General features: G+C 59.4%; 22 protein-coding genes, 2 tRNA genes and 2 pseudogenes. 25 read left to right on the forward strand and 1 reads right to left on the reverse strand.

Annotation, left to right across the window (positions count from 1 at the left end; translation table 11 throughout):
• The 25 genes and pseudogenes from zwf to ilvD all read left to right on the forward strand — a co-directional run bounded on the left by zwf (position 1) and on the right by ilvD (position 24991).
• On the forward strand, positions 1 to 1545 hold the full coding sequence (gene zwf, locus IPP35_01980; GenBank protein MBL0057898.1) for a glucose-6-phosphate dehydrogenase: 1545 nt from the start codon (positions 1 to 3) through the stop codon (positions 1543 to 1545).
• Between the two features lie 119 nt (positions 1546 to 1664).
• Positions 1665 to 2444, forward strand: a complete 780-nt coding sequence (locus IPP35_01985) for a triose-phosphate isomerase (protein MBL0057899.1) — start codon at positions 1665 to 1667, stop codon at positions 2442 to 2444.
• Positions 2441 to 2890 (forward strand): ribose 5-phosphate isomerase B, encoded by a 450-nt coding sequence (gene rpiB / locus IPP35_01990; protein ID MBL0057900.1) that lies wholly within the window; start codon positions 2441 to 2443, stop codon positions 2888 to 2890. The genes IPP35_01985 and rpiB overlap by 4 nt, the downstream gene beginning before the upstream one ends.
• Complete coding sequence (locus IPP35_01995) at positions 2887 to 3300, forward strand: tetratricopeptide repeat protein (GenBank protein ID MBL0057901.1); 414 nt, start codon at positions 2887 to 2889, stop codon at positions 3298 to 3300. The genes rpiB and IPP35_01995 overlap by 4 nt, the downstream gene beginning before the upstream one ends.
• Positions 3297 to 3860 carry a hypothetical protein gene (locus IPP35_02000; protein ID MBL0057902.1) on the forward strand — a complete coding sequence of 188 codons (564 nt, stop codon included), beginning with the start codon at positions 3297 to 3299 and terminating at the stop codon, positions 3858 to 3860. Before IPP35_01995 ends, IPP35_02000 begins: the two co-directional genes overlap by 4 nt.
• 182 nt (positions 3861 to 4042) lie before the next feature.
• Complete coding sequence (locus IPP35_02005) at positions 4043 to 5125, forward strand: PilT/PilU family type 4a pilus ATPase (GenBank protein MBL0057903.1); 1083 nt, start codon at positions 4043 to 4045, stop codon at positions 5123 to 5125.
• A 44-nt stretch (positions 5126 to 5169) separates the two neighbouring features.
• Positions 5170 to 6282: a hypothetical protein gene (locus tag IPP35_02010; protein ID MBL0057904.1), complete on the forward strand. Its 1113-nt coding sequence runs from the start codon at positions 5170 to 5172 to the stop codon at positions 6280 to 6282.
• 463 nt (positions 6283 to 6745) lie between these two features.
• Positions 6746 to 7108 carry a hypothetical protein gene (locus IPP35_02015; GenBank protein ID MBL0057905.1) on the forward strand — a complete coding sequence of 121 codons (363 nt, stop codon included), beginning with the start codon at positions 6746 to 6748 and terminating at the stop codon, positions 7106 to 7108.
• A gap of 3 nt (positions 7109 to 7111) precedes the next feature.
• On the forward strand, positions 7112 to 9523 hold the full coding sequence (locus IPP35_02020) for an ATP-binding protein (protein MBL0057906.1): 2412 nt from the start codon (positions 7112 to 7114) through the stop codon (positions 9521 to 9523).
• 308 nt (positions 9524 to 9831) lie between these two features.
• On the forward strand, positions 9832 to 10200 hold the full coding sequence (locus IPP35_02025; GenBank protein MBL0057907.1) for a hypothetical protein: 369 nt from the start codon (positions 9832 to 9834) through the stop codon (positions 10198 to 10200).
• An 18-nt stretch (positions 10201 to 10218) separates the two neighbouring features.
• Complete coding sequence (locus IPP35_02030; protein MBL0057908.1) at positions 10219 to 11217, forward strand: hypothetical protein; 999 nt, start codon at positions 10219 to 10221, stop codon at positions 11215 to 11217.
• Positions 11218 to 11243: 26 nt separating this feature from the next.
• Entirely contained in the window at positions 11244 to 12266 is a 1023-nt protein-coding gene (locus IPP35_02035) for a fibronectin type III domain-containing protein (protein MBL0057909.1), read from the forward strand.
• Between the two features lie 51 nt (positions 12267 to 12317).
• Positions 12318 to 12875: a hypothetical protein gene (locus IPP35_02040; GenBank protein MBL0057910.1), complete on the forward strand. Its 558-nt coding sequence runs from the start codon at positions 12318 to 12320 to the stop codon at positions 12873 to 12875.
• 73 nt (positions 12876 to 12948) lie between these two features.
• A complete protein-coding gene (locus tag IPP35_02045; protein MBL0057911.1) occupies positions 12949 to 13866 on the forward strand; it encodes a hypothetical protein in 918 nt (305 codons plus the stop codon).
• Between the two features lie 109 nt (positions 13867 to 13975).
• The gene (locus IPP35_02050) at positions 13976 to 15820 is read left to right on the forward strand and encodes a gliding motility-associated C-terminal domain-containing protein (protein ID MBL0057912.1); all 1845 of its coding nucleotides are present in this window, start codon (positions 13976 to 13978) and stop codon (positions 15818 to 15820) included.
• Positions 15821 to 15867: 47 nt separating this feature from the next.
• The gene (locus tag IPP35_02055) at positions 15868 to 17298 is read left to right on the forward strand and encodes a hypothetical protein (GenBank protein ID MBL0057913.1); all 1431 of its coding nucleotides are present in this window, start codon (positions 15868 to 15870) and stop codon (positions 17296 to 17298) included.
• 65 nt (positions 17299 to 17363) lie between these two features.
• A tRNA-Cys gene (locus IPP35_02060) sits at positions 17364 to 17440 on the forward strand.
• A gap of 9 nt (positions 17441 to 17449) precedes the next feature.
• Positions 17450 to 17869, forward strand: coding sequence for an NADPH-dependent 7-cyano-7-deazaguanine reductase QueF (queF, locus tag IPP35_02065; GenBank protein MBL0057914.1), 420 nt, complete (start codon positions 17450 to 17452; stop codon positions 17867 to 17869).
• Positions 17860 to 17936, forward strand: a tRNA-Val gene (locus IPP35_02070). The genes queF and IPP35_02070 overlap by 10 nt, the downstream gene beginning before the upstream one ends.
• Before the next feature lie 48 nt (positions 17937 to 17984).
• A pseudogene (gene thrS, locus IPP35_02075) lies at positions 17985 to 19737 on the forward strand (threonine--tRNA ligase).
• 56 nt (positions 19738 to 19793) lie between these two features.
• Positions 19794 to 20198, forward strand: a complete 405-nt coding sequence (locus IPP35_02080; protein ID MBL0057915.1) for a redoxin domain-containing protein — start codon at positions 19794 to 19796, stop codon at positions 20196 to 20198.
• Between the two features lie 155 nt (positions 20199 to 20353).
• Entirely contained in the window at positions 20354 to 21649 is a 1296-nt protein-coding gene (locus IPP35_02085; protein ID MBL0057916.1) for an FAD-dependent oxidoreductase, read from the forward strand.
• 96 nt (positions 21650 to 21745) lie between these two features.
• Positions 21746 to 22438 carry an HAD family phosphatase gene (locus IPP35_02090; protein ID MBL0057917.1) on the forward strand — a complete coding sequence of 231 codons (693 nt, stop codon included), beginning with the start codon at positions 21746 to 21748 and terminating at the stop codon, positions 22436 to 22438.
• Positions 22435 to 23274 (forward strand): transglutaminase family protein, encoded by an 840-nt coding sequence (locus IPP35_02095; protein ID MBL0057918.1) that lies wholly within the window; start codon positions 22435 to 22437, stop codon positions 23272 to 23274. The genes IPP35_02090 and IPP35_02095 overlap by 4 nt, the downstream gene beginning before the upstream one ends.
• Before the next feature lie 10 nt (positions 23275 to 23284).
• The gene (gene ilvD / locus IPP35_02100; GenBank protein MBL0057919.1) at positions 23285 to 24991 is read left to right on the forward strand and encodes a dihydroxy-acid dehydratase; all 1707 of its coding nucleotides are present in this window, start codon (positions 23285 to 23287) and stop codon (positions 24989 to 24991) included.
• Between the two features lie 12 nt (positions 24992 to 25003).
• On the opposite strand, the pseudogene IPP35_02105 reads toward ilvD, so the two are convergent.
• Positions 25004 to 25554 (reverse strand): annotated as a pseudogene (locus IPP35_02105) (cob(I)yrinic acid a,c-diamide adenosyltransferase).
• Positions 25555 to 25615 lie beyond the last annotated feature (61 nt).

Genomic DNA, 25615 nt, shown 5'->3' on the forward strand with positions numbered 1-25615 from the left:
GTGGGGAATCCCCGCGCTGGAGGCGTTTTTCGAACCAAGGTCCAAGAGCGTTTTTGTTTTGAGACCCGGCCCGACCCTTGCGGGCTGGTGATCTTCGGGGCCTCGGGCGATCTGGCCGAGCGAAAAATATTACCCTCCCTCTTCCGCCTCCGGGTCCGCGGCCAGTTGCCCCGGCGTTTTTACGCCCTCGGCGCGGGTCGGACCGAATTCACGGATGACGTTTTTCGCGAGAGGGCCCGGACCGCCATCACCTCGGCGGTCAAAGACGCTTCCCCGGAGTCCCTGAAAGAGTTCCTTTCCGCCCTCTACTACCAACCGCTTCGCTATGACCAACCGGAAGACTACCGGGCCTTGGCGGATCGTCTCGTTTCCTTGGACCAGGCCCACCAGACCGGGGGGAACCATGCCTTCAACCTCTCCATTCCACCGGGCCTGTACGAATGCGTGATCCGGGAACTGGGTCGCGCGGGGCTGGCTCAGGAACGGGAGAATGGGCACGGGTGGTCCCGCGTCATCATCGAAAAACCATTTGGGCGGGACCTGGAGACCGCCCAAGCCCTGGCGAAGGAAACGCGCCGCGTTTTTAGCGAGGACCAGACTTATCGCATCGACCATTACCTCGGAAAAGAAACCGTTCAAAACATTTTGGTCCTGCGGTTCGCGAACATCTTCTTTGAACCGATTTGGAACCGCAACTACGTGGACCACGTCCAAATCACCGTGGCGGAAAGCATCGGGATCGGGCACCGGGCCGGTTATTACGAAGAGGCCGGTTGCCTTCGGGACATGTTTCAAAACCATCTCCTTCAGCTCCTGTGCGTCACCGCCATGGAAGCTCCGTCGAGCTTTCACGCCAACCGAGTGAGAGATGAGGCCTCCAAGGTCCTGCGCGCCATCCGCCCGATTCCCATCGACCGGGTGGACGAACGCGCGGTGCGCGGCCAGTATGGCCCCGGCCGGGTGGAGGAGGAGGCCGTGCTCGGTTATCGCCAGGAATCCGGTGTTTCGCCGGATAGCCGGACGGAAACGTTCGTCGCCATGAAGGTTGTTTTGGATAACTGGCGCTGGCAAGGCGTTCCCTTTTATTTGCGATCCGGGAAACGGCTGGCCGCGCGGCGGTCCGAAGTGGTCATTCGATTTAAACACGTCCCCCATTCGCTCTTCCAGCCGCTCCAGCCCACGGACCTGACGGCCAACACGCTCGTCCTGCGTATACAGCCGGAAGAAGGGGTGTCTCTTTCCTTTGAAACCAAACACCCGGGCCCTAAAATGTGTATGAGTTCCGTTGAAATGGATTTCGATTACGAACAGTCCTTCGGGGAGCCACCCGAAGCCTACGAACGCCTTTTCCTCGATGCCATGTCTGGCGATCAAACGTTGTTTATCCGCTCGGATTGGATCAACATGGCCTGGTCGTTCCTAACCCCCGTCCTCACCCGCTGGGCGGCGGACGGTTCCCCGGCTCCCTACCCCGCCGGCCTTTGGGGACCCGCGTCCGCGGACGAACTCCTGGCCCGGGACGGACGGACCTGGCTCAACGGTTAGCGAAACAATTCGCCAAGCTTTGAACTCGGGGGACCTTCCCCCGGGTTGCCCCGACGGAGACATTGTTCTAGAATGGTCATATCAAATAACCCTTATTTTGAAATGAGAAAGGAGATTCTATGTCTCGTCGACCCCTGATGGCCGGTAACTGGAAAATGCAAAAAACGATCCCCGAAACGGTGGACTTTTTGAAGAAACTCGCCCCTCAGGTTCTGGGTCTATTGGACCGGGAAATCCTGATCTGCCCTCCCTTCACTTCGCTTTTCGCGGCCGCCCAGGCCGCCCAAGGGAGCCCCATTGCCATCGGGGCTCAAAACTTGAATGAAAACCTTCAAGGCGCCTATACGGGAGAAATTTCCGCCGGCATGATTAAAGACGCCGGGGGGACCTTCGTTTTGATCGGACATTCCGAACGGAGACAGTATTACGGCGAGACCGACCTCCTCGTTAACAAAAAAGCCAAGCTGGCGCTGGAACAGGGACTGACCCCCGTGGTTTGCGTGGGGGAAACCCTCGCTGAACGGGAGGGGGGGAACACCTTCTCCGTGGTGGAACGCCAGGTGCTCGAAGGGCTACGGGGGTTCGCCGCGGCCCAGGCACCCGCCTTGGTCATCGCCTACGAACCCGTTTGGGCCATCGGCACCGGCAAAACCGCCACGCCGGACCAGGCCCAAGAAGTTCATGCCTTCATTCGGAAAAAGTTGGAGGGCCTTTTCGGAGGGGAAGCCTCCCGCATGAGGATTCTTTACGGCGGTTCCGTGAAACCAGACAACGTCGACTCGCTGATGTCGCAACCGGACATTCACGGCGGATTAGTGGGCGGGTCGAGTCTAAAAGCGGAAGACTTCCTCCGCATTGTCAAATTCAATCGGGTTCCCCAGGCGGCGGCCCGCTCTTGAACGTTTTCATCGGCGCCGACCACGGAGGCTTTCTCGCTAAAACGCTCTTGGTTCGAAGCCTGCGCGCCGACGGGCATGTCGTCACCGACGTGGGCGCCCCCAGCGGGGAACCCACGGATTATCCGGACCACGCGGCCCTGGTGGCGAGAGCGGTGGCGAAAGGAAAAGCCGAACGAGGCGTTTTGATCTGCGGAACCGGCATTGGCATGTCCATCGCCGCCAACAAAGTCAAAGGGGTTCGCGCGGCCGTCGCGTGGAACGAAAAAACAGCCGCCCTGGCCGCGGAACACAACGGGGCCAATGTGCTTTGCCTGGGGGGGCGTTTTCTTTCGGCTCCGCGAATCACGCGGTTGGTCCGAATATGGCTTCGAACCTCTTTTGCAGGCGGTCGGCACCTACGGCGGTTGAACAAAATATCCGCTCTGGAAAAAGGGGGCGCGCGATGAAACGATGGACATGGGCTTCTTTTTTTCTTCTGCTCGGCGGGGTTTGCTGGGCCGCCGAGTCCTCGACGCTTTTAGAAGAGGGCCTTCGCCTTGCTAACGACGGGAAGGCGTCGGAATCCCTCGTGATGATTCGTCGCGCCGCCGCCGCCGCGCCCTCAGATGCCGCCACCCAAACGGCTTTGGGGCTTGTCGCTTTACAGAACCAAAACCTTCAGGAAGCCCGCGGGGCCCTGGAGCGGGCCGTTCAACTGGATCCAAACTCCCAAACGGCGTTTTATTCGCTCGCGATGCTGTATGAGAAACTGAAGATGGGACCGGAAGCCCGGTCTGCGTGGCAACGGTTTCTGTCGCTTTCGCCTTCCGCTGAAATGGCGGAGCTGGCGCGGCGGCATGTGGAAAGGCTCCAATGAGGCGGAAGGGGTTTCTCTTTTCATGCGCGGTTATTTTGCCGGTCCTTTTCTCTGGATGCTTTTCAACAATTCGGACGGCCACCCGGCCGGGAACGGATTTCAGCCGAATCAAAAGCGTTTTGGTCCTGGAACCGGAATACGCCCAACAACGAGCCGTGACGGATGAATTCGCCCGTCAACTGCTGATGCGGGGCTACCAGGTCAAGGTCGGGGGACCTGCGGATGGGTCCGACGCGTGGCTCCAAATCACGGTCACCCAATTCGTGCCCGACGCTAAATATCTCGTTCCCCTTGAGACCTCCGGGAATCGGCAGACCTTGGTGCTGAACGCGGTGACGCCTATTTCCGGGCGAAACCTCTATCCGTCGGGGAGCGGAGCGGGAATCGAGAACGCACGGGTTTTGGTCTCCAACGCCTCCCTCTCCTTATCGGCCCGGCTCCTCGCTCCCCAGACCCAGGAACTTCTTTGGAGCGGGGCCGTCACCTACGAAGGGTTGGACCTCGATGTGGCCGTGGAGGGTTCGGTGGCGAGCCTGTTCAAAAAGTTTCCCTTGCAGTAAGGGGGGGCCATGGAATCCTTGAAATTAAGGGTTGAAAGTGAGTTTAACTTGATACATACTCATGAAGGGGATCCGAAAGCCAGCATTGGAGTCGGAAGGGGTTCCCCCATGGAAAGATGACAAGGGTCTTGCTAAAATGAGGTTTATTAAATTGTTGGAGATGCGACACCAGGAGGTTTCCCGTGGCCGTTGATATCAACAAACTCTTCCAAACCATGCTCCGAAGCGGTATATCGGACATTCACTTCAAGGCGGGAACGCCGCCGATGGTTCGTATCCACGGACGACTCATGTCCTCCGGGTTCAATAAAATGGGGGCTGAACACATCCTCGAGCTCGCCCAAATTTTAATGAACGAGAATCAACGCGCCATTTTTGAGCGGGACAATGAACTGGACATGTCCTACTCGGTGCCGGACTTATCCCGCTTTCGGGTGAACATCTATCGCCAGAAAGGCTCGGTCGCGCTCTCGCTCCGCGTTGTTCCGCTTCAAGTCAAAAGCTTTGAAGAATTAAATCTCCCCGGGGACACCATGCGGAAACTCTGCCAAAACACGCGGGGCATGCTTCTGGTGGCGGGAATCACGGGCGCCGGAAAAACCACCACCCTCAATTCCATGGTGGACTACATCAACAAAAACTACGCCTACAACATGATCATGATTGAGGATCCCATCGAGTATTACCACACCAACGACAAGTCTTCCATCGCCCAGCGGGAGATTGGGCAAGACACGCCCTCCTTCGCTTCCGCCGTTAAACATCTATTGCGGCAAGACCCCGACGTCGTGGTGCTTGGTGAAATGAGAGACGCGGAATCCATCCAGGCCGGCATTACCGCCGCGGAAACGGGGCACTTGGTTCTGGGCACCATTCATACGATGGACGCCTCCCAAACCATGGGCCGCCTTCTGGAATCCTACCACGCCGCGGAACAGGCCGGAGCGAGGGCCCGAATCTCCAACGTTTTAAAAGGTATCGTCGCACAGAGGCTTCTGGAATCCGCCGACGCAAGGGAACGCTATCCCGCCACGGAGATCTTGGTGGTGACGTCGCTTATTCGGAAACTCCTGCTGGAGGAAAAACCCGGCGAAGTCAATAAAGCCATCGAACAGGGCCAATATTATGGAATGCATTCTTTCGATCAAGACATCATTCGCCTCTTCAACGAACACAAGATCACCAAAGAAGAAGCTCTCGATGCCTCCACCAATCCCGACGATCTTTTGGTGAAAATGAACACTCTCCGGATCGGGGACGCCTAGCGGAGTGATGGGAGGAAAAACCGGTGAAGCCGGAGTCCAACTAGATGGCCATCCAGCGCTGGGAGATGTTGCTCTCCGCTCGGGCGGATAGTTATCTTTTAAAGATTCAGGGGCCACGAGCGGACGTGGACCGGATCATTCAAGCCCACCCCGACGTCTGCCAAGACGTTCAGGAAATATCAGACGATATTTTCCAATGGGCGGTGTTCGTCATTGATGCTCCACTCTCCGAACGGCTGGCCATCCAAAACATGGTCATGTCCTTAACCGTCGACCCGTCCGGGAACCGGCCCTCCAATGAGTTAACCGATGTGCTGGACGGCCTCAGCGGCGCCCTTGAAAGCCTCACGAATTTGACGGATGACGAACACGCGTTCGTGATGAAAAAGCTTTCCGGCGTGGCCAACGCCGCGGCCCCTATTCCACCTCCGCCGCTGAAAACGCCCACGGATCACCCGGCAACAGCGCCGCAGGCGCGTCCTCCCGCGGGAACGCCTCTTCCTTCAGTCAACATACCCGGGAAAATGGCGATGCCGGGGGTTCCTGCACCAATAGCCAAACCCGCTTCGCCAAACCCATTTCCGCCTTCAACCGGAAACCCGTCCCGACCGGGAAGCGGAATACCGTTGCCTTCCGTTGGACCGATTCCAGGCATCGTTCGCCCCGTTCAGCCGCCAAAACCCGTTCCCATGCCCACAGCACCCGGCGTTTCCCCAGCGGCCAAACAGCCTTTGCCGCCTGTTCCAGTCAACCGGCCGGCACCCATGCCTCCTCCTACTGCGCCGCCGCCTCCGATCTTCGCAAAACCTGTCCCGCCGCCCCCAGCCCCGTCGGCCCCGCCGCCACCCCTTTCAATGTCACAAACCCAGCGCCGCCGCCCCAAGCCCGTCGGCTCCGCCGCCACCCCCTTTCAATGTCACAAACCCAGCGCCGCCGCCCCAAGCCCCGTCGGCTCCGCCGCCACCCCCTTTCATTGTCACAAAACCAGCGCCGCCGCCCCAAGCCCCGTCGGCTCCGCCGCCACCCCCTTCCATTGTCACAAAACCAGCGCCGCCGCCCCAGGCCGCATCGACACCTCTGGTTCCGCCCTCGGCGGTTACAAAACCAGCGTCGCCTTTCCAAACAGCGGCGGTTCCTCCTTTGCCAACGACAGATAAAAAGCCAGCATCGCCCCCGTCCCAAGCCGAGCAAATTTTACCGCCGCCCCAAAAAGAAATCGGAGAAACATCCCCTTCAACCGTTCAAAAACAACCATGGCCGGTCAAGGAACCGAGCTCGGTTTCAAACATCGAAACCGGGCATTCTGCCCAATCCTCTCTTGTTCCCCAGAAAGAAGAAGTTCCCGTTCAAATCGAATTGACTCAAAAGTTTGAGGAGATGGTAGCACCGGATAATTCATCGACGAAACACGTCCGAGCGGATAAGCCTTCAGGGGCAGGCATCGAACCGATGGCGGTGGCCCAAGTTTCCGAAAGTAAGGGGGGGGCCAAACCGGTTGTGACCCCTTTCGGTCCAGCCGTTCCCACTGGGAATGCCGCTCCGGATCCCGCTCCTCCTTCGGCCACAAAGCCGCCTCAGCGAGAAACCGACGCCAAAACGATTGAAGACCCCTCAATTCGAGTGACCATTTTCTATCCCATCGGCGGAGAGGCCCCCAAAGATCGGTTCACGAGCACGATGATGGAAATGACACAGAAGAAGTCAAAAAAACCCATGGCTTTCCAGGTGGTCAACTCCGTTCCGACAACGGTAGCGCTGGAACACTCCACCGAATGGATATGGACCGCCAAGGCCAATGGAGCCAACTGCTTCTTCGTCATCCTTCCTCCCGACGTCATGATTGATCTCATGGAACCGATTCTGGCCGAAGCCCAAGAAGCCGGGATTCGTTGTTTTCTCGTTCCTCAGGCGGACGTGGGGTCCAAGCTCCTTTACATGGATTTAATGGTGGAGCTCATGATGATCAAACGTCGGGGGAAATAGACCATGGCGGCCGCCGCCCCTGATTCCGTTTCCGGGACCGGGGACACGCGCCTGGTCCCGGCGTACACGTTTGAAGAATTCGTTGTCGGTCCCCATAACCGCTTTCCCCATGCGGCGTCTCTCGCCGTTTCCGAAAATCTGGGCAAAGCCTACAACCCGCTTTTTTTGTATGGACCCGTTGGGATCGGGAAAACACACCTCATGCAAGCCGTTGGCCACCGCGTTCTTCAACGGGATCCAAACACGCGCGTCCTTTACGTCACGGCTCAACAGTTCATGACGGAAGTCATCGAACTTCTTCAGGCCGGGCGGCTTCAAAATCTTCGGGGGCGATACCGGGCGTTGGACCTTCTCTTGGTCGACGATATTCAATTTTTAGCGACCTCCGAAGCCACGCAAGAAGAATTTTTTCACATGTTCAACGATCTCCACGCTGGAGGGAAACAGATCATCATGACCTCCGACCGCCCCCCGAAAATGCTGACGACCCTGGAAGATCGCCTGCGGAGCCGGTTTGAATGGGGACTCATCGCTGACATCAAATTCACGAACCTGGAAACCCGCGTCGCCATCCTTAAGAAAAAAGAGGTCCATCTGAAGGGGTTCCATCTCGCCGACGACATTCGCCTTTACATCGCGAGCCGCCTCAAATCCAACATTCGGGAGTTGGAAGGATTTCTTCGCCGCATTCAGGCCTACACCCAACTCAACAACGAAGAGATATCCCTCGATTTGGTTAAAGAAATTTTGAAGGAACTCTTGCCGCCGGAAGAGTGGGGCGAGGAGGGGGAACACGCCGGGCCTGCGGTTCAGGCTGTCAGTGTGGAAGCGCCTCCTTCGGAAAAAACTCCCGATACACCCACCGCGCTGGTTCAACCTAAACTCGATGAGCCCCCGCGCGAGAAACCCAGTGCCAGGGATCCGTTTGATATTTCAGATGGGACGCCTTTTGCAGACCTGCAGGAAAAATCGGAGGGGAAAGAAAGTCACCCCGCGGAATCTCGGGAACAGGCCGCGGGGCAGGGGCCCGAAGGCCCGGCCGCCCCCATCGCCGCCTCCGCAGCCCCCGCCGCAGAGCTTCGGGGACAGGCCGCGGGCCAGAGGCCCGAAGGCCCGGGCGCCCCCACCGCAGAGCTTCGGGGACAGGCCGCGGGCCAGAGGCCCGAAGGCCCGGCCGCCCCCACCGCAGAGCTTCGGGGACAGGCCGCGGGCCAGAGGCCCGAAGGCCCGGCCGCCCCCACCGCAGAGCTTCGGGGACAGGCCGCGGGCCAGAGGCCCGAAGGCCCGGCCGCCCCCACCGCAGAGCTTCGGGGACAGGCCGCGGGCCAGAGGCCCGAAGGCCCGGCCGCCCCCACCGCAGAGCTTCGGGGACAGGCCGCGGGCCAGAGGCCCGAAGGCCCGGCCGATTTTCTCAGCGCGATGGAGGAACAGGGGGGACAAGACTCCTCCAAATTGTCTGGGGAAACTCAAGGCAAGGCCGAAATGGGCAACCTCATTAAAAAGGAAGAACCGTTACCGACCCTTTCTCCCAAGACATCAGCGGACCTGATTCAGCCGGAGGCTCCACGAGAGGAGAAGAAAGTGGAAGAGGGTGGAATGCCTATCCCCTTCAGGGACGATGCCCCGGCCAGTGAGAACCATCTGCCAACACCGAATTTACCGAAGACATCCCCGGGGGCCCCAGGAGTTGAAAAATCCTTGGATGAATTGGGCGACGCGTTGGATTCTCTCGACTCGCCCACGAAAAGCCCTTCGCTTTCCACAGGGATCCCTCTACCGGTGCTTCCCGTTCGGCCGACGACGCCACTGCCACCCGCTGGAACCCTTGGAACGCCCCCAAAAAAAATCCCCTTGCCAATGCCGGGGTTTCCGAAAATGCCTTCCGCCCCGCTCCCTTTGCCAACAACGCCGGTTAACCGACCGGGGCCTTTTCCAACGGGGGCCCAGCCGCCCGCTCCGCCACCGTCCACCCAATTCTCCAAAACAGAAGGGACTCCATCGATCGGGATCCCCGGAAATCCAGGGGAAATCCCGGTGGTTTTCTTTTATCCGACCGGACACGATAAAGAACTGATTCAGTTGAAAAGAAAATTTGAAGACATCATCAAGAAACATAAACTCAAATTCGTTCTCCATCCGGCGCTCGAGGTCGATTACAGCCAGGACCCCTCGATCCCGGATCACCTTTTTGTCGAAAAGTGCCAACAGGCCGGCGTCAACATCGGCGTGGTCCTTGGCCCCTCACCCGACAGCGGGTTGCAGGAAGGCATGTTCTTCAGCCGCCTGCAAGACACGTTCGACCAGGCCAACCTTTCCCTTCAAGTCATACCCTGGGATGAACTCTCGAAGGATTATCGTTTCCTCAACCTCGCCCTCGACATCACCCTGATCCGCATCAAACAGCGAAAACCCTAACCCACCCCCGTTCGGGCTTTAGGGTGGGGAGGCGCCTACAAAAAAAGGATTCGCTTTTCCGTCCGTTAACCTAAATTCCCCACAACCGAAAGTTCGACCCCTGGCCGGAGGTTTATTGGCCGGTTGTAACTGCTCAGGTCTCCGGCTGGCCACTCGTCGGAAAATCCCACCCTCTCCCCGACCCTCTCCCGCGATCGGGAGAGGGAGAAACGTCTGGACCTGAGTAGTTACGGCCGGTTTTTGATATGATTCCCAGAGGTTCATCGTCGGTGTTTTTCTTGGTTGCCAATACTTTTTAGGAGGCCGTCGTGAGAAAAACCAATGCCGCTTGGCACCCCCTCTCGTTCATACCCCTGGCCTTCCTGCTACCGTTTCTGTGCGGCGTCTCGGTTCGGGCCGATGCGCCAGCCTTGATCCACTATCAAGGCCGCCTCGCGGACTCCGCGAACAACCCTTTGACGGGGAACCATGCGTTTTTGTTCAAAATTTTTCCGGCGGTGACGGGAGGAAGCGCCGAATGGACGGAAACACAGACGGTGGCGGTGAACAACGGGATTTTCGAGGTCCACCTCGGATCGAACACTGCGTTTCCAACGACGCTTTTTGATTCTCCGAACAAATGGCTGGAGATCGCGGTGGACGGCGATCTTTTGACTCGCCGAGAGAGGCTCTTGTGAGTTCGCTACGCGGCGCGTGTGGCCACTGCCAGCATCGCGGACGGTGAAATCAAAAACACCGCTGAAATCAATCCACTCAAGATCAATGGGGGGACATTCCAAAACGAAAGCTACACCTTCCCCGGGCTTTTGAAACCAAACGGCTGGATCGGGCGCGATGCGACCAACGACAAAATGAATATATTTGGCGCGCCTTATGACGTGGATAGCGGGAGGATCGAGCTCTGGGGAAAGGACGCCCCCAACAATCAAGGAAACGTCAGCCTCATTGCTTCTGACGAAAACGCCGGCCCCACCAGCGGCGGGAAAATTGTTTTCACCACCTATCATCCATCGGGGGGGCTCGGCAACGACTATCTGGTGCGTGTCATCATTTCGAGCGCCGGGTATGTGGGAATCGGAACGGTAAATCCGTTGGAACGATTGGATTTAGCGGACGGTTCCATTAAAATCATCAACGCGACCACGACGGCCAACGCGCCATCCCCAGGCCTTATTTCCCGATCGGGATTGACCTTTCCGATCGCGAGTCCGCTAGGGGGAAACGTTTACTTGAACGATTTTGGGTTCGGTTTTATTCAAGAAAGCTTAACCTCAGACAGCGCCTATATTTCAGGCGGGGGGATTCGATTCTTTACCAACCAACAACAATATTTGACCATCGGAGGATCCGGAAATGTGCGCGTGAGCTCCACCGCCTTCCAGGTGGATGGGACCGGCGGGTCATTGAAAGTCGGCGGACAGGGAACCCCCGTCACCGCCTACCTTTCGGCCACCCAATCCCTTGATTTCCCATCGATGGCCAAAAACACCACCGCGGAACTAACCCTCACGGTGACCGGCGCCGCCGTGGGCGACACGGTGGCCCTGGGCCCGCCGGGCACGTTGCCGGCCGACCTTATGGCCATGGCCTACGTTTCCGCGGGTAACACGGTCACGGTTCGGCTCGCCAACATCGGAGGGGGTTCCATCGATCCGGCGGCGGCCACCTATCGAGTCAGCGTGATCCGCCACTAAGGGTTTGAAGAGGAGGGAGACTTCTGATGCCGATCTTCGCGCGACGAGCGGGATGGGTGGCCTTGTTCCTCTGCGGATCGCCTCTCCTGGCCGCGGGGTTAACCGGGACCTCCCATAGGATCGCGCGGGACGCGAAAACGTCGGGCGGCGGGTCAAAGGTGTCCATCTCCAACGGTTGGCGGGTCGTCTCCTCCCTGGGGGCTCCGGTTCAAGGGGAAACCGCCTCCGGGGCCCATGGATTGTTCGGGGGCCCCATGCGAACCTTCTTTTTTCCCGGGACGATCACGGACCTCGCCGTGACCACGGGCCCCGCTTCCGGCGAACTTCGGCTGGCGTGGTCGGCTCCCGGCGCTGACGGAAGAGAAGGCCGCGCCGCGCTCTACAAGGTTCGATACTCCCCCTTCCCCGCGGCGATCTTAACGCAATCGGATTTCGAGACCGCCTTGGATTCCGCCAACATCGTCGTCCCCCAACTTCCAAACGTCGCTGAACCTTCTTTTTCCATCACGGGTTTGATCCCTGGGACGACCTACTTCGTTGCCGTGGAGGCGCGGGACGCCGACGGCAATCAGGCGGAGCTATCAAACGTTCCCTCCAAATGGGCCCAATTCTCCCTATTGTCAGTTGATATCAGCTCCTCCAGTTACGATTTCGGATTGTTTTCTCAGTCCACCCAGACGGTATCCACCTCCACGATCCGGGTGATCAACAATGGGACGCTCCCTTCCACCTGGAGCCTGGCCGCCGCGACGACGACGGCGGGGAGCCCTTGGGTCATGACCTCGGGGAGCCCGGCTCCCGACCGCGTTTCTTTGAGCGCGGGGTTCCACGTCAACCGACCCGTTCCGGCCCAGTTCGGCCCGGAGGACCGGATGGTTCCCCAAGGGCAAAACTCGAGCGCGTTGGCCTTCAGCATCGACGGCACCCAGACGGGCGCGGGCGTTGCTCCAACAGCCGAACGAAACCTTTGGATGCTTTTGGAGACTCCCACGTCCTCCAGCGTTCCCGGAAGACAAGACTTCCAAATCACGGTGGTCGCGGGCCCCTGAAACCATTTTCCCGCCCAAGGGCGGAAATGAAATCAAAAGGAGAAATGAACCATGAAAAGAAAAATCGCAACGGCGGTGCTGGTGTTGTTCGGATGGGCGGTCTTCGCCTCGAAAGCCCAAGCGGCGACCACGGATAACATGACGGTGACCGTCACCATCGGCGGAGCCCTCGATATCAACCTCGTGGAAGCCACCTACGACTTCGGGAGCCAAGGCATCAACATCACCACCGTCTCGGCCACCGGGGTCACCGCGCAAAACAGCTCGACCGCGCTCACCGAAGACTGGCAGATTAACGCCTCGACCTTCACCGCCAACTGGAACCTCACCACCGCGGCGCCTGGTCCCGACACGGTCCGCCTGTCCGCTCAGTTGGCGGCCGTCCGGCCCGCCGTGGGGGGAGGAACCTGGAGCGTGTTCGACATCCTCACGTCTTACCAAAACCTGACGTCCTCCGCGTTCACGGACGGCACTTCCAACGGGAACGACGTCCCCGCTGCGGGAAGCCGAACCCTCTGGTTCAAGCTGGAAACTCCCACGACCACCTCCAGCAGCAACGTGCAAACCCTCACGGTGACCGTGCAAGCCGTTGTCGCGTCAACGTTCTAGAGGAACCCTTCACCGCCGTCATCGTTCATCGGCCCGGGTAGCCGGGCCACTTCGATGGGAAGGGGCGAACCGCATGAAAAAAATCATCGCGGGAGCGCTGGTCGTTTGGGGTGCCTGCGTGGGGCTTCCGGGGGATGTTTTTTCCCTTGGGCTCTCAACCCCTTTCGGCCTCGTCACCGTTGAAAATCTCCAACCTGGGCAGACCTATAACACGCGAGAGTTGGTCAACCTCCCGCTCAGCATTACCAACAAGTCCGAAACGGCCGTGGATCTCCGAATCGACGTCGTCGTTCCGGATTCGAACCGGTATCCCAACATGGCGTCCGCGGGGTTCGAACCGGTGCCCGACGCCGCTTGGGTGAGCGTCACCGCGCCCGAAATCACGGCGCCGCCGGGACAGACGGTGGCGACCGACGTCGTCATCCGCGTACCGGACGACGATCGTTACTTGGGGAAGCGATACCAAGTGCAGTTAATGTCCCGCATGGTGACCAAAGGACCGTTGGCCGCGGGGTTGAACAGCACCCTCCGGTTCACCATCGCGCCCCGCCGCGCCGGTCCCGAAGAAATCGCTCAACGGAAGAAGGTTGAATCGTTCAAAAACGTTAGTTTCAGCCTTCTTCCTTCGCGGCTGGACGCCGAACCGATGGAGCCGGGTGGCGAGGTGATGCTCCCGCTCAAACTGGCCAATACCTCGGACGAGACCTTCACCTTCTTTTTCTCGTCCGTTCGGCCGGAGGAGGTGGGACTGGTGGGAGGGTCGGAGGTCTCAGCCGCCCCCACGGAGTGGCTCGAGGCCCCGCGCAAGGGGCTTAAAGTCGGGGCCAACCAGGTGAAGAAATTCACCGTGCGTGTCCGGGTCCCCAAAACCGCCGACGTTCGCGGAGGCCGGTATCTATCGGTCCTTAAAGTCGAATTGCCTGGGTTGACCACCGTCCTCAACCAGGCGGTCCGCCTTTATCTCACCGTGAAACCGGGGGAGGGAAAATAACGCCGTCGACTATCGATCGTCGTAAAGGAGGTCCATGAAGCGCTGGTTTCTTTCAACGGGCCGTCGCGAACCGGTCTTCTGGGCATGCGCCCGGAGGGGGGGAGTCCTTTTGTCTCTCGTTTCCCTGGCTTTCCTCACGGGCCCCCCGTTCCTCCAGGCTTCATCAACCGACGCGGTCGCGTTGACGGTCGTCGTGCGTCCGCCGCCGGATGGAATTTCGGACCTCCGCGCCCTGACAGGGGACCAAATAACGCCCGCGCCCGCCCTGGAGGGAGCGCTCTCTTTGGCCTGGACGGATCCGGACCCGAACGACGGGACGGGAACGGCGTCCTCCTACGACGTTCGGGTCGCCACCTCGGGAAATCTGGAAAGTGACGCGGACTTTGACGTGGCGCCTTCCCACGTCCAAACCTGGGCCCCCGCCCCGGCCGGGAGCGCGGCGGTCCAATTGATCACGGGTCTCGAACCCGGGGCGACCTACTATTGGGCGATCAAAGCCTCCAACCATTTCGGCGAACGAGGGGGCTGGACGCGGGGGGGGCCCGCTGACGGCGTTAACGACAATAATTTTGCCGCGGCCTCGGACCTTCCCCCTCCGCCGCCCTCTGGACTGACCGCCCTTCCGGGGGATCGCGAGGTCCTTCTCCACTGGAATCCCGTGGCCGTCTCGGATCTTGCTTTTTACCGAATCGATGTGGACGCCACGGCGCCGTATGATTTCTTCGATGCCTTCTCGCTGGCCGTCGGCTCGGCCACCGTGTCTTTTCTCCACACGGGTCTCGTGAATGGCACCACTTACACCTATCGACTGGTCTCGGTGGATAAGGGCGCGCCACTCTATGCCGGGATCGCCCTGCCCGGCGCGCCGTCCTCCAGCCTCTTCGCCATCCCTGTCCCTCCGCCGGACTTGATTTTTCCAAACCCTTTGGCTGGAGTGTGGGGCGAAATCCTGTCGGGGTCCCCCAATCAAATCCGGGTCCATTGGAGCCGAGTCCTCCGAAATGTCGACGGCTCCCCAGCGGCCGATCTCGCGGGCTACGATCTCTTTCAATCCACGGGCCGGTGGGGGCCCTGGCTTCCGCTTGTTTCCCTTGGAATTAACATGTTCAGTTTCGACACCCCGCTGGACGGATCGCCCGCCCTCGCTTATTTTCGTGTGGTCGCCAGGGACACCAGCGGCAATCCTTCGTCCGATTCGGCGCTCATGGAGGTCCGCGGAGATGGGACGGACCTCCGCCTCCTTTTCATATCCGACGATCCCACATCCTATTTTAGCCTGACCGATACGCTGGCCCGGAATCTGTTGAGGACGCACACGGGCCTCTCCGAGGACCTGGTCCTGGAAGGGCTCCGACAAACCTCGCGGGAAGGACCGGACACGGTCAAGAGCGTGCAGTTCCAGGTTCTCGAGGGGTACGGAGGCGGGATCCTTAACAATTTTGTCTTCCTTCCGCCGGAGGCGCTGGTTGTTATCGGGTATCCCGTGTCGGGCGGGGAAATTCGACCGGGGATCCCGGAATATTCGGCGGCCGACGTTTTGGGCCTTTTTTGGTTTAACGGGGTCGATTTCACCCGTGTCCGAGCGGAAGTGAGCCTCGCCGAAAAAACCATGGTTCACCGGGGCGGACGCGTGGGACTTTTCGAAATCCATCTCGCTGGCCCCGTGGAAGGAACGGCGTTGGTCCTGGTGCGGCCCCGTGTTTTCACGCCGAACGGCGACGGGTGGAACGACCAGGTCGTCTTTGAGATACAAAATCCCAACCGGGCGACGATCTCCGGAAAGGTTTTTGACGCGCGCGGGACGCTGGCCGCTCCGCTGGCTCCGGGACCAACCCCGGACACGCTCATATGGGATGGAAAACTGGACGGCCATACCGCCCCCGGAGGGGTGTATGTTTATGAAATTTCTGTTTCCGGGCGCACCATGACAGGCACCGTGGTGGTGATGCGATGAGCGGAACCGGTCGGAGGAATGCAATAATCGGACGTTGGCTAGTCGCCATGGCCTCTTTTTTAGGGGGCCCAACGGCCCTGCTCGCTTCTTTCGAGCCTGTTCCCTTGGGAGCGCGGGAGGCGGGTTTTACCGAGGCGCTGAACGCCGTTTCGGACGATTCCTTTGCGGTCGTCACCAATCCGGCCGGGCTGGTCTTGGTGGAAAAACCGGAGTTTTCAACCACCTACGCTCAACCGTTCGCGAGCTTAGACGACGGCTCGCGGATCTCCCGCGCTTTCCTTAGCTTCACCCGGCCTCAACCGCTTCGATTTCGGAAAGCGGCCTACGCCGCCAGCTTTTTCCGGACGTCTTTGGGGGGCCTTTACGCCGAAGACACATTGAGCGGCGCGGCCGCCCGGGAATTCGGCGAGCGGGCGATTTTGGGTGCCACCGGAAAAATCCTGCGCCGAACGTATGGGGCCTCGGCGGATGTCTCCCGGGCGATCCAAACCCAGACGGGGGTCACCAGCGGCGGAGCGGACCCACTGCTTTCCTCCGCGCGGGCGACCACCGTTTTCACGGCCGACGTCGGCGCGCTTTGGAAACTCAATAACGGCGGTCGTATCGGCGCCGCCATGCGAAATGTCACTCGTCCGGATTTGGCGGCTGGGGATGATTTCGACCCCGCGCCGGTGACGTTCGACCTAGGCTGGGCGGCCCAGCGGTGGGGGATCCTGCTGGCCGCCAACTACAGCCATGTGCGGTACGCCGACCGCCGGGAAGATGCCTTGAGTTTGGGGGTCGAACGATGGATCACCACCCGCGTAGGTCTGCGTGGCGGGATCCTCACCGGGTCCCACGAGCGCGGAGAGGGATCCGTGGGGTTAAGCTACCGGCGATTTCCAATGCAATTCGACTACGCCTTTGGCTACGCGCTCTCCGACGCCTCCGGATCTTCCGGGAGCCATATCCTTTCAATGACCTTCCGTTTCGGAGACCAAATCTCCCCGATTAAAAAGTCCCGGGACTTTCGGCCGACCGTTAAAAACGCGGAGCCGATGAATCCCGTTTCCGTTTCCGCCCCGCTTCGCCGCGAAGAAATTGTCCTGCCCATGGTGCCGATGGAACCGAACCCCGCGCTCACGCCCGACGTGGCCGAAACGTACGCCGCCGTACTCGATGCCTACGCCGCCAAAATAAAGAAAAATGAACCGATCGAAGATCGAGCCGCTCTGTTGGAAGTCCTCTTTTCAGATTTTGAGGAACGCGGCCTGGATACGCGCGTTATCAAAATCGAAATGGCCGCCCTGGAACGGGCGGAAGCCGATGCCTCCCGTCATTATTCGGCCTTCTGGGCCTATTACAAAAATTCCAAATCCGGCGCCACCGGGCGGGATCGGACCTCCTTCCTTCATTGGCTGATCGAAACGTTCCGACCAACGGGCGTCGATGTGTCCGAAGCGGAACGCGAATTGGAAAAAAACCTAAAAAACAAATAGCCGGGCGGCTAATGTGTCCTTGTCAACGGATAAGGAAATTTCTAAGATACGTCTTTGGCTTCCTCGGTGCGGTACCCAAGCGGCCTAAGGGGGAAGTCTGCAAAACTTCTATTCGCCGGTTCAAATCCGGCCCGCACCTCCACTCTGAACCATGAGCCAAAGAAAAAGAGATTACTCCGAGAGCCATGCCCGGTCGGGCATAAAGGAAGCGTTGCCGGTCATTGAATGCTGGGAGAACCAATATCCCGGGTACGGGATCGAATTGGTCTTCCCGGAGTTCACCTCCGTGTGCCCAAAAACCGGCCTGCCGGATTTCGGGACTCTCACCATTCGGTATCAGCCGGAGCGGTGGGTTTTGGAGACGAAGTCGTTGAAGCTTTATTTGAACGCTTTTCGGGACCTTGGAATATTCACGGAGAACGTGGTCAATCGGGTTCTCGCCTCCGTCGTTTCCTGCGCCAAGCCCCGGTGGGCCGAGGTGGAAGGCCGGTTTTCGGCGCGGGGGGGAATCGAAGCCCGTATCACGGCGCGGCACGGGCGAAATAAAAGCAACGCCCATTTGCTCGGTTAGCTCAGTTGGTTAGAGTACCTCCTTGACATGGAGGGGGTCACAGGTTCGAGTCCTGTACCGAGCACCATTTCAACTTAGACGTGCCCTCCGCGGCACGGGAGCAGGGTCAACCCAAATGCCAGACGTTCAAGAATCCGTCGAGTCTAATCAAGAATATCTTCAGAAGCTCCGCCACTCCACGACCCACGTCATGGCCCAGGCGGTCCAGGAACTCTTTCCCGGGACCAAAATCACCATCGGCCCTCCCGTGGAAGACGGGTTCTATTACGACTTCGATTGCCCCCACCCGTTCACTCCGGAAGATCTTCCAAAAATCGAATCCCGCATGCAGGAAATCGCGGCGGGGAACCATCGCTTTGTGATGAGCACCCATTCCGCGGAAGATGCCAAAGCCTTTTGGGGCGAGAAAGGGGAAAACTTCAAAGTCGAGCTGATCCGCGACCTGGGGTCTCCCACCGTCACTTATTGCACCCACGGAACCTTCACGGACCTTTGCCGTGGCGGCCACGTGGAGACGACAAAAGAAATCCGCCATTTCAAACTGACCAAGATCGCGGGCTCCTATTGGCGCGGAGACGAAAAACGCGAGAGGCTCCAACGCCTCTACGGCACGGCCTGGCCGACAAAAGAAGCCCTGGACGCCTATCTCGCCCGAGTCGAAGAGGCTAAAAAACGAGACCACCGGGAGCTGGGTCCTCGCTTGGGGCTCTTCTCCATCGAACACGAAGAAGGCGGCTCCGGGTTCATCTACTGGCTCCCCAAGGGCGCGGTGATGCGGCGGATCATTGAAGACACCCTCAAAAACTATCTCTCGGAGCACGGATACGATTTCGTTTACACTCCCCATGTGGCCCGTTCCGTTCTTTGGAAAACTTCGGGGCACCTGGACTATTACCGGGATAACATGTATCCCGCCATGGAATTGGAAAATCAGGAATTTCTCCTGAAACCCATGAACTGTCCGGGCCATATCCTGATTTACAAGTCCGCGCTCCATTCCTACCGCGAACTCCCGATTCGCTATGCCGAGTTCGGCACCGTTTATCGTTTTGAACGGAGCGGCGTCCTTCATGGACTGATGCGGGTCCGAGGGTTCACCCAGGACGACGCCCACATTTTCTGTCGGCCCGACCAGGTGGAAAAGGAAGTGGTTGATATTCTAAAAATCATCACCGAGATCCTTTCCATGTTCGGTTTCAAAGAATACGACATCAAACTTTCCACACGCCCCGAATCCTATTCAGGGACGCTGGACGGATGGGCCCACGCAGAGGGGGCGCTCAAAAAGGCCCTGGAGACCGTCGGGCTTCCCTACACCATCGATCCCGGCGAGGGCGTTTTCTACGGCCCGAAGATCGACCTGAAGATCAAGGATTCCCTGGGCCGGCAGTGGCAATGCTCCACCGTCCAGGTGGATTTCAACAACCCGGAACGGTTTCACATCCATTTCCGCGACGAGAAAGGCGGCGAAACCCAAGTATTCATGATCCATCGCGCGCTCTTGGGCTCCTTGGAACGATTCTTCGGTGTTTTGATCGAACACTATGCCGGGGCTTTCCCGCTTTGGTTGTCGCCCATCCAGGCGGCGGTATTGCCGATCTCGGACAAGTTCCAGGCTTACGCCGACGAGGTTTACGGAGCTCTGAAAAAAGAAGGTTTGCGCGTGTCCGTGAGCGCGACCGCTGACAAAATCGGAGCCAAGATCCGAGAGGCCACCCTTCAAAATCCCCTATATGCTGGTGGTCGGCGGGCGCGAAGCCGAAACGAAAACCGTCTCGGTGCGCACCCGGGAGGGGAAAGACCTCGGCGCTCTGCCCCTGGCGGATTTCATCCTTCGGCTGAAAGACGAGGCGGCGAAAAAAGCCTGAGCCGACGGGCAGAGAAGTTGAATTTTTAAGTTTGAAAAAAGGAAAAGGAGAAACCCATGAGTGACGTCGTTCGAGTTGGTCAGGCGGTGCCGGACTTTGAAATGGACGTGTTCAACCCCAAAAGCCATGAGTTCGAAAAAATCTCACTGGCGGACCTCAAGAAAAACAAGAAATGGACCGTCTTGGTGTTCTACCCCGCGGACTACACGTTCGTATGCCCCACGGAATTGGCCGACGTGGCCGTGAAACACGACGAGCTGGCCAAAGCGGGGGCTGAGGTGATCTCCGTCTCCACCGACACGAAATTCGTCCACCTGGCCTGGCAGAGGGAAGAAAAACTTCTCTCCGGCGTGAAATATCTGATGGGCGCGGATCCGACGGGGAAAGTCTCCCGCCTTTTTGGCGTTTACGACGAAGCCACCGGCTTGGCGCTTCGCGGCACCTTCATCATCAACCCGTAGCCACCCTGGTGGGCCGCGTGGCGGAAGCGCTCAAATAAATCCTTCGAATAAAAACCCTCCCCCGTCCCGTATGACGAATAGGATCCGCTTCGCGCGGGCCGGGTGGGGGATTTTTCTTTATGCCTGAAAATCAACACGTCGAAACCGCACCGCCGATGGACCGGCCCGCTCCTGAAAGCCGGGCGGGGGAACGCGCCCATGCGGTTGTCGTTGGGGGCGGGTTTGCGGGAGCGGCCGCGGCATCCGCCCTGGCGGAAGCCGGGGTCACGGTGACGTTGATTGAAGAGCGGGCCACGTTGGGGGGCCGGACGAGTTCCCTAAAAGACGGGGTCACCAAGCAGGATGTGGACAACGGGCAACATCTTTTTTTGGGCTCCTACCGCGACACCCGAGCCTTTCTGAAACGCCTCGGCGTTGAAGATCGGATTCTTTTCGGAAAATCCTTCTCGATTCCTTTTATCAACAGAATGGGCCACCGCTCGATTTTGGAACCGCGGGTGTTTTCCGGGAGGCTGGGGCTCCTGGCGGGAATCTTCGCTTTTCGGGAAATGAAATGGAGAGACCGGATCTCCCTGTTGTGGGGGTTGGGCCGCGCTCGATTTTTGGCCCCGGAACGTGTGCGGACGTTGACGGTTTCCCGATGGCTCACGACTCTTCGCCAAACTCCCGGCGCCCGCCGGGCTTTTTGGGACCCCCTTTGTTTGGCCACCTTAAACGAACAGCCCGACCGCGCGGCGGCGGAGGCCCTGCTCTGCGTGCTACAACAAGGAATATTTTCTGACGGTAAATCACGCTCCATGGGCCACGCCACTCTGCCCCTCAACCGGCTTTGGTCCATGGAACTGGGCCCTTACCTCCAGCGGGCCGATGGGCGGCTGGCCGCGCGGCAAAAGGCGACGGGGTTCCGGGTCGAAGGAAATCGAGTCACTTCTGTGGAGGTCGCCGGCGAATCCTTTGTGGACGCCGAGGTTTTTGTTCTCGCCACCGAGCTCGCCGCCGCGGAATTAATCGCCCCCGCACCCCTGCGTGAGGCCTTTGCGCCGATACAAAAACACGATCATGCTCCCATCGTGGCGGTCAACCTCTGGTTCAAAGAACCGCCCTTCAAGGAACCGCTGGTGGGCCTGCTCGATATGGATTTGCATTGGATCTTTAACCGCGAAACCCTATGGGGCCCCACCGCCGCCGGCCAAATTTCAGCGGTGATCAGCGCCGCTCGACCCCACCTCGGACGGACCTCGGAAGAACTGATCGCCTTGGCCCTGGCCGACCTCCGGCGCGCTTTCCCCGGCTTTCAAGAGGAGCCCCTCCACGCCTCCGTTCTCTGGGAACATCAGGCCACGCCATCGCCCACCCCCGATTTTATTAAACACCGTCTTCCCGTCCGAACCCCGCTGGCGAATTTTTCTGGCCGGCGATTGGGTGGACGTGGGTTGGCCCCCCACCATTGAAACCGCCTGCCGAAGCGGTCACCGCGCCGCGGAACAGGCGTTGGTCTATCTGCGCACCGCGGGGCGCCTTTCGAGCTTGGCGAAGGAATCTTCGGCATGCTGAAAGCCCTCATTTTTGATTGCGACGGCGTGATCGCGGATTCCGAACATTTGCACTTTCGCCTTTTTCAACAGGTCCTTTCCTCGGTGGGGATTTCTTTGACCCAAACGGACTACGTGGAAAAATATCTGGCCATGGACGACAAGGGATGTTTCAACGCGGTTTTCGCCGCGAACGGCAAAACGCTCCCTGACGATGAGAGGGCCCGCCTCATCGCTCAAAAAACCGATCTCTACAAAAAGACCGCCGCTCAAAATTTGGTCATCCTTCCCGGTGTGGTGGAATTCGTCATGGCGGTCTCCCAGAAATATCCCCTGGCCATGGCCTCCGGCGCCCTGAGGGACGAAGTTTTACTGATGATCGAGGCCGCCGGGATACGCCACTACTTTGATGTCGTGGTGGCCGCCGAAGACGTCCAGCGCGGGAAACCCGCGCCCGACGCTTATTTGAAAGCTCTGGAAGAATTGAACAAAAAGTATCCCGGAAAAAATATCGCGCCGGGAGAATGCTTGGTGGTGGAAGATTCCAAACACGGTCTGATCTCGGCCCACGCGGCAGGCATGAAGGTGGTGGCCGTCACCACGACCTACCCCGCCCATGAACTGGCGGCCGCCGACCGGGTGGCCCCGGTGCTGACCGCCCTGCGCCTAAAAGACCTGGAAGGGCTGTTTAACGGAGCCCCCCAATGAGCGAGGCCGGTTCTCCCCGGGAAGCGTTGGCCCGCCTCCTTCGGGTTCACGAATCGGCCATCGATCTGGCCCAGGCCTCTCTTTTCATTGCCCAAGACGAATACCCTCTGCTTGAAAAACAACCCTACCTCGACCGCATCGCGGGTTTGGCCGCCCGGGTGACCGAAAATTTGACGGCGGGCCGGGATCCCATCGGAACTATTTCCGCCATGAACACGGTGCTTTTTGACGAGGAAGGATTTCGGGGGAACTCCGAGGAGTTCTTCGACCCTCGAAACAGTTTTTTAAACGAGGTGCTGGACCGCCGCGTCGGAATCCCCATTACGCTTTCCATCCTCTATTTGGAAGTGGCCCGTCGGGCGGATATTCCCATGGTGGGGATCGGCCTGCCGGGGCATTTCATCACGGGGCTGGTGGCTCCAGGGCGGACCTTTTACGTGGATCCCTTTCACCAGGGACAGTTGATGACCCCCAAAGATTGCGCCGAGCGGGTCGCCAAAATATTCGACGGCCGGATGTCCCTCACCCCGGAGCATCTCCACCCCGTGGGCGCCAGGGGCATCCTTTTTCGGCTTTTAACCAATTTAAAAAATATCTACATGGAATCGCACTCTTTCGCCAAAGGCCACGCGGTCATCGACAAAATGGTCCTCTTGGCGCCTGAGGATTGGTCCCAAGTCCGGGACCGGGGGCTGATCCGGTACCACTTGAAACATTACCAGCCCGCGCTGGCGGACCTGGAACTTTACCTCCAAAACACCCCCGAAGCCCGGGATCGGTCCGACATTTTGAAACTTGCCAAATTGATCATCAAAGAACTGAGCGAACCTTCTTAAGGAGCACGTCATGTCAAAATCAACGAAAGCCATTGATCTTCGAGCCCAAAGCCGTGCCATCACGGAAGGCGTGAACCGCGCACCGAACCGCGCCATGTTGCGGGACGTGGGCCTGACAGATGCCGATTTCAACAAACCCCTGATCGGGGTGGCCAGCACCTGGAGCGAAATCACCCCCTGCAACATCCACATTAACAAACTCGCCGAATCCGCAAAAGCTGGCGCCAAAGCGGCGGGGGGAGCCCCTCAGATCTTCAACACCATCACCGTTTCCGACGGGATTTCCATGGGCACCCCTGGCATGCGCTACTCATTGCCCAGCCGGGAGATCATCGCGGACTCCATCGAAACCGTGGTGGGCGCCCAACGCATGGATGGGTTTGTGGCCATCGGCGGGTGCGACAAAAACATGCCGGGATGCCTGATGGCCATGGGCCGCATGAACGTGCCGGCCGTATTCGTTTACGGCGGAACCATCAAACCGGGGCACTTCCAAGGAAAAGACGTGGACATCGTGAGCATCTTTGAGGCCGTCGGCCAATACAACAATAAGCTGATTGACGAGAAAACGGTGAAGGGCATCGAATGCGCCGCTTGTCCCGGCCCCGGCTCCTGCGGGGGAATGTACACCGCCAACACCATGGCTTCCGCCATTGAAACGTTGGGCATGAGCCTGCCCGGCAGTTCCTCCCATCCGGCGGAATCCCCGGAAAAAACCCGGGAGTGCGAGGCGTCGGGCCGCGCCGTCGTGAATTTATTGAAGCGGGGGCTTCGGCCCCGGGACATCGTCACGAAAACGTCCTTTGAAAACGCCATGGCGCTCGTGATGGTGTTGGGCGGATCGACCAACGCGGTGCTCCATCTGATCGCCATCGCCGACGCTTTTGGAATCCGACTCACGTTGGAGGACTTCACACGGGTGGCCCAACGAACCCCGCACCTGGCCGATCTCAAACCGTCCGGCCGCTTCGTGATGTACGACCTCCACAAGGCGGGTGGCGTTCCGGCGGTGCTGAAACTGATGTTGAAACACGGGATGATTGATGGAAACGCCCGGACCGTCACGGGAAAAACCCTCGCCCAAAACCTGGCGTCTTTCCCAGGCCTGACCCCGGGTCAACAGGTCGTCCGCGACCCCAAAAACCCCCTGCGGCCCACGGGCCCGTTGGTGATTTTGAAGGGCAATCTCGCTCCAAAAGGCGCCGTGGCCAAGGTGGGGGGACTGACGAACACCACCATCACGGGTCCCGCCCAGGTATTTGACGGCGAAGAAGCGGCGACCCAAGCCGCTCTCAAAGGTTCCATCAAGGCCGGCGACGTCGTGGTGGTCCGATACGAGGGCCCCAAGGGGGGACCCGGCATGCGGGAAATGTTGTCCTTGACCGCGATCCTTTCCGGCAAGGGGTTGGGCGACAAGGTGGGTTTGTTGACAGACGGCCGTTTCTCCGGCGGAAGCCACGGCCGCGTCGTGGGCCACGTCTGCCCGGAAGCCGCCGTGGGCGGCCCCATCGCGCTCATTAAAAACGGCGATGTGGTCACCATCAACGCCGACAAACAGGAACTTTCCGTGGCCGTCTCGAAAGCCGAACTGGCGAGGCGGGCCAAAACATGGAAACCGCGAAAATCAAAGGACAACCCCAGCGGGTGGCTGGCCCGCTACGCGGCCCTGGTCACCTCCGGCTCCGAAGGCGCCGTCCTCCGGGTGCCCCGTCCATAACAGGGTGGGGAATTATCCTTCGTTTTTCCAGATTTGTTCGAGACGACGGGCGGCTTGGTTGGCGGTGCGGGCCAAGACGAAGAGGTAGTCGGAGAGTCGGTTCAGGTAGATTTGGGCGTGGGATAGGGAACGGTCTTTCTTCAGCAAAGGCACCAGCGCCCGTTCGGCACGGCGGGCCACGGCGCGGCCCTGGTGCAAAACAGCGCCCAGGGGGGAACCTCCTGGAAGAATAAAATTTTTCAGTTCCGGGAGGCGGTCGGACAATCGATCGATTTCACGCTCCACACGGGCGATATGATCCGCCCCGATCCGGGGAACCGGTTTGGGGGCCGGGAGGACAGCGGGGTTGATAGATCGGCCCCGAGGGTGAAAAGCTCCCATTGAACCGTCCGGATCGCGCGACGGAGCGCCTGGCCCGGAGCCAGCGTTTCGGCCCAGCCTAGGACAGAGTTCAGCTCATCCACATCCCCGTAAGCCATCACCCGGGGATGATCTTTTCGAACTTTCTTGCCGCCGAACAAATACGTGTCGCCGCCGTCGCCCATCTTGGTATAGATTTTCATGGGTTTATTTTAGCGTTTCCGGCGCCCGCCCAAAAGCCCACTGAATTTGAGAGAATACCGT

It is taken from the genome of Elusimicrobiota bacterium (assembly GCA_016721625.1).
GTDB lineage: Bacteria > Elusimicrobiota > Elusimicrobia > FEN-1173 > FEN-1173 > JADKHR01.